Source organism: Deltaproteobacteria bacterium (genome assembly GCA_026712905.1).
Lineage (GTDB): Bacteria > Desulfobacterota > Binatia > UBA9968 > JAJDTQ01 > JAJDTQ01.
The window spans coordinates 1-4,687 of sequence record JAPOPM010000026.1; the positions used below are offsets into that span (position 1 = coordinate 1).

Here is a 4,687-nt window from a genome sequence, read left to right on the forward strand (position 1 = left end):
CTCGTAGGAGAGGTTCGGATGGAACTGGAACGGCCGGACCCGGCTCTCCGACTTGCGTCCGATCAGCGCGTACGCCAGCCGCTTGGCCAACCACGTCTTCCCCGTACCCGGTGGCCCCTGCAGGATGAGATTCTTCTTGTCCCGTAGTCGTTCGAGCATCGTCTCGAGCCGAGCCGCCCCGAGGAAACACCCGTCGCCAATGATGTCCTCGACCGAATACGGCTTGCCGTCATCCGCCTCGGTCTCCCCCTCGTTCTCCGCCTCTTCGCTCTCATCGACGTGCTCCGATCGCACCGGCTCCTCCGCCGGCATCCGAGCGCTGTTGAAGGCGGCTGCCGACAGCTCGGGGAGCGAGTTAATTCGCGAGTCTTCGTCCATCAACACCGCTTCGAGCCTCTTCCCCAAGGAGAGATACGCCGCTCCATCGAGTAGGGGCTTGTCGACCTCGATTTTCATCTCGCCGGTGATGAACGAATATGAAGGTCCATCCAGTGGCGGATAGTGCCAAGGCCTCACCCAGTAGAGTCCGATGGTCAACATCGGTCCGACCTCAGGCAGGGCGATAGCAGCATCGAAGGAATCCGCAAACCTCTGTCGACTGGTCGAGTCGCCGCTATCCGCACAATCGAGCGCGTCGGACAACACTCGCCAAAGGACGTCTATGTGGTCCGCAGAGCGCGTAGTGGCGAAGGGGAAGAACCACGAACGGAAGTTGCTCAGGACGGGAATCCCCTCGAAGGACTCCGGCACCGGTGCCGTGACGCCGATGGCATCGCCCAGAAGCCTTGCAATTCTCCGGCGATTGTCATCGGATATCCCGCGGTTGAACAGACCGAAAGTGGTGAAGGGACAGATGTCTCGGAGGTGGCCAGAGGAGTCATCGGAGAATCGGTCCTCCACGCGTAGCGGAACTTCAAGCTTGGACAACTCGTGTATCGCGGAGATCAGAGGCTGACGGTCATCGCGGAAGGCAAGAAGGCGATCGGCGAACTCCGTGTAGAAGGTGGACCAAGCAAATCGGTCGGCGTCCTTTGGCTGATCGCCGTACCTGTCCGCCCAGTACGGGGCATTGCGAAATCTGTCAATGTCCTGGGGCTCATCATCGAAGACAAATCGTAGAAGACTGTCGCTCTTCCACTCCCCGGCGACAACCTTCCAAACTGTAGGTAGGTGAGCATAGAAGTACCACTCGCGAGGTGGAACTACCGGTGTCCACTCAACGAGGATGCGACGGCCGTCCCCCGGATTGGCTGTGACGATTCCGACGGCCTTTATCGCCATGACCTGGACCAGCCGTCCACGATTGTCGAACGGCAAGTCGTTTTTTCTCGTGTATGTGGCTTTGATCGCGATCCGATCTCCAGATCGGATCGACTTCACTTCGTCGATGTAGCGATCCTGAAAATTGTGCTCCCAGATACCCTCGCGAATGAAGCGCTCGGACTGATCTTCGTTCCCGCCGCCGAACGCGGCGCCAAGGAACCAGGCGTGATCGAAACCGGAGCCTTCGTTTCTCGCAGTCACGTTGCGCACTCCTCCCACGATCAAAACGCAGAGCGGTCATCCTAAGCGTCCCGACGCCCTGCCTGAGGATGGCTTCAGCCGATGACTGGCCGACGGTGAGACGATCCGGCGCCTGGACACCAGGGGCGCACAGGCGGCGACCGATCTGACACAGCCCAGAGGCTTGCGTGTAGAAGCGCAGCCGATGTGGCACAATTGTGGCCATGACGAGTGAATCACTGCGGGTCGTGAGGGATCGGTTCTCGGAGTTCATCGAGCGGGTGCACGCACACCACGAGCGGGTCGTCGTCACGCGCAACGGCTCGCCGGCCGCGGTGCTGATGAGCCCTGAGGACCTCGAGTCGCTTGAGGAGACCTTGGCGATCCTCGGCGACAGCGACGCTCTCCGGGAACTCGCCGAGGCGGAGCGCGCTCACGCCGAGGGCGATGTGGTGCGCGGCGTCGACGCTGTCCGGGCACTCAGGCCTTGACCGCAGGTGAGCCGTACCAGATCATCGTCGCCCGGCGTGCTGCCAGGACCATCGCGGAACAACTCCCGGCGTCCGTGGCCGCAGCGGTCGTCGAGTTGATAACGGGACCCCTGCTCGACAACCCCCGTCGCCTCGGCGTGGCGTTGCGAAACGAGTTGGACGGCCTGTGGAGCGTCCGCCGCGGCGCCCACCGCATCGTCTACCGGAACGACGATGCCCGGCGCGAGGTCGTGATACTCCGGGTCGGCCACCGCCGGGAGGTCTACCGGCCCGACTGAGCCGACCCAGGCCGCATTGCGTCGTGCCGGCGGCGACCGAGCCCATCGGTCGGCGGTTCAGGAGGGTTGTCCGCCGGGAACGCCCGGGGCGGGCTAGGACGTGGGCGGCTTCGTGCGGCCTATGCGGGTGTAGGTGTCGGTGGGGATGGCTTCGATTGTCTTGTAGACGGTCCACGTGCAGGGTTTGGGGTTCTCGCCGGTGGTGTCGTCGGGGAACAGGGGTGGGTCGACGCGGCGGACCGGGTGGCCCCAGCGCTCGGCGGGCAGCATCTCCAGGGTGAAGCAGCAGTGGGCGCAGTAGTAGCAGACGCCCTTGCTGTTCCAGGCCCAGTCGTGCTCCTCGGTGGTGACGCCGAAGCGGACGGCCCGCTCGGGGTTGGGAGGTGAGTCCTCGACGTCGGTGCCGCGCACCTGCCGGCCGCCGGAGCCGCACGGGTCGAAGCTGAACACCCAGCGGTCTTCGTGCTCGGTGAGTTGGATGTCGCCCATGCGGTCGGGACCGACGAGGTGGCTGCGCATCCCCTCCACGGAGGTGTACAAGTTGCGGAACAGCGTGTCGTCGTAGTCCCGCTCGCGCAGATCGAACGGCATGTAGCGCTCCTGGATGTACGGCTCCAGGGAGTGTCGGTAGATGTCCTCCAGTGCTGCCTCCCCGAAACGGTCGGCGCACAGCTTCAAGATCCCCGACAGGAAGTCCGCCCAGCGGTCGTGCAGGCGCCGCCACGCCACCCGGATGGCATCGAAGTCCGCCAGCGCCCGCTCGGCCTCGATCAGCTCTGCCCGCACGGCGTGCGTGAGCCGGCCGGCCTGGGCTCCCAGTTCCAGCCACAGGGCGTCACCGTCGAACGGTGTGCCGTCGAGCATCGCCAGCTCTACGCGCAGATCCTCCACCGCCGCCGCCAGCTCCGCCTCGCCGTAGCCCGCCTGTTCCAGCCACTCCAGGAACCCCGGCGTCCAGGTGTCGTAGATGAACTGGACGACCTTGGCCTCCTCCATGAAGTAGTCGATGAGCTGGGCCGCCACCTCGCTGCGCCCCCCGGAGATCGCCTCGTTGACCTTGGTGACCGTGCCGATCGCCTGGTCCGGCCAGTCACCGGTACGGACACGCTTGCCGAGGTCGTCCGACCACGTGAGATGTGTCATGGGGCCACTCCCCTGCCGATTTGCAACGCCGGGAGCCTAGCGGTGAGCCGCCGGCCGGTCGGGAGCGTCTCTGTCCCGGCGACCCCCAAAATGTCGGCCCTGTTCGCGCACCCTCGCCGGCCGGTGCACCACCCCGCTCGCATGGTGCATCCACGCCCGCGCTGTGCAATCATGCGCCCTCACGGAGTAGCACTGCCGCGGTGGCGGGTTGCGACGGCAGATCGAAGGGGACAGGTGCCATGGCGAGCAACGGCGACGGGAGGCAGCGCAGGATCGTCGTCACGGGCGCAGCGCAGGGGATCGGCCGGGGGGCGGTGGAGCGGTTCCTCGGCGAGGGTGACTCCGTGCTGGGCGTCGACCTCAACGCCGACAAGCTGGCGGAGATCGAGCCTCTGGGCGCCGACACGCTGGTCGCCGACCTTGCCGATCCCGACCAGCGGGCGACCGTGGTCGAGGCCGCCGCGGGATGCGACGGATTGGTCAACGCCGCCGGCATCATCATGCTGAAGCCGCTGCCGGAAGTCACCGTGGAGGACTGGCGGCTTCTCGTGCAGGTGAACGTGGAGTCGATCTTCTTCCTCTGCCAGGGCATCGGGCCCACGATGTCGCCCGGCGGGGCGATCGTGAACCTCTCGTCGTCGTCCGGCAAGCTCACCAACACCACCGAGGCCGCCGTCTACGGGGCGACCAAGTGCATGATCCTCTCGGTCACCCGCTCGTTCGCCTACGAGTTGGCGCCCATCCCGGTGCGCGTCAACGCCATCTGCCCGGGCATCGTGGACACCCCCATGCAGGACAAGGTGCTGGCCCAAGTGGCCCCGCTGCGCGGCATGACACCGGACGAACTCTCCGTGGCTCGAACCCAGGTCGTGCCGCTGAAGCGGGGCTCCACACCCGAGGAGATCAGCGGGCTCATCGGCTTCCTGCTGGGGCCCGAGAGCGGTTACATGACCGGTCAGTCCATCAACCACACCGGCGGGCTGGTGATGTGGTAGCGCCGCCGGCGGCTGGAACCGAACCATGAAACGACAAGGAGCAAGAACATGAAGATCGTTGCCGTCGAGCCGATACCCGTCACCTATCCGGAGCCGAACGACTTCAACGCCTACCGGCATCTCTGCCTGGTGAAGCTGACCGCCGACGACGGGCAGGTGGGCTGGGGGGAGTCCATCACCATGTGGCCCGAAGCCTCGATGGCCACAAAGGCGGTGATCGAGGGCCTGGCGCAGCTGCTCATCGGCCAGGATCCCGTCTCCAACGACGCCCTGTACC

At 65.4% G+C, this 4,687-nt stretch carries 6 protein-coding genes; 4 read left to right on the top strand and 2 right to left on the bottom strand.

What is annotated here, in order from left to right; all coding sequences use genetic code 11:
* The coding region (locus OXF11_01875) for an AAA family ATPase (GenBank protein ID MCY4485847.1) at positions 1–1,524 on the bottom strand (1,524 nt) is incomplete at its 3' end.
* A gap of 203 nt (positions 1,525–1,727) precedes the next feature.
* On the opposite strand from OXF11_01875, the gene OXF11_01880 reads away from it, so the two are divergent.
* On the top strand, positions 1,728–1,994 hold the full coding sequence (locus OXF11_01880; protein MCY4485848.1) for a type II toxin-antitoxin system Phd/YefM family antitoxin: 267 nt from the start codon (positions 1,728–1,730) through the stop codon (positions 1,992–1,994).
* On the top strand, positions 1,991–2,272 hold the full coding sequence (locus tag OXF11_01885; GenBank protein ID MCY4485849.1) for a type II toxin-antitoxin system RelE/ParE family toxin: 282 nt from the start codon (positions 1,991–1,993) through the stop codon (positions 2,270–2,272). Before OXF11_01880 ends, OXF11_01885 begins: the two co-directional genes overlap by 4 nt.
* Before the next feature lie 93 nt (positions 2,273–2,365).
* On the opposite strand, the gene OXF11_01890 is transcribed toward OXF11_01885, so the two are convergent.
* The gene (locus OXF11_01890; protein ID MCY4485850.1) at positions 2,366–3,415 is read right to left on the bottom strand and encodes a hypothetical protein; all 1,050 of its coding nucleotides are present in this window, start codon (positions 3,413–3,415) and stop codon (positions 2,366–2,368) included.
* A gap of 239 nt (positions 3,416–3,654) precedes the next feature.
* Here OXF11_01890 and OXF11_01895 point away from each other — a divergent pair, with 239 nt between their 5' ends.
* Entirely contained in the window at positions 3,655–4,410 is a 756-nt protein-coding gene (locus OXF11_01895) for an SDR family NAD(P)-dependent oxidoreductase (GenBank protein ID MCY4485851.1), read from the top strand.
* A 48-nt stretch (positions 4,411–4,458) separates the two neighbouring features.
* On the top strand, positions 4,459–4,687 hold a 229-nt coding region (locus OXF11_01900; protein ID MCY4485852.1), incomplete at its 3' end, for a hypothetical protein.

Bases quoted from the DNA above. Each gene is read 5' to 3' on its own strand.
- OXF11_01880 (MCY4485848.1), top strand. From the start codon at position 1,728: ATGACGAGTGAATCACTGCGGGTCGTGAGGGATCGGTTCTCGGAGTTC.
- OXF11_01890 (MCY4485850.1), bottom strand. From the start codon at position 3,415: ATGACACATCTCACGTGGTCGGACGACCTCGGCAAGCGTGTCCGTACC.
- OXF11_01895 (MCY4485851.1), top strand. From the start codon at position 3,655: ATGGCGAGCAACGGCGACGGGAGGCAGCGCAGGATCGTCGTCACGGGC.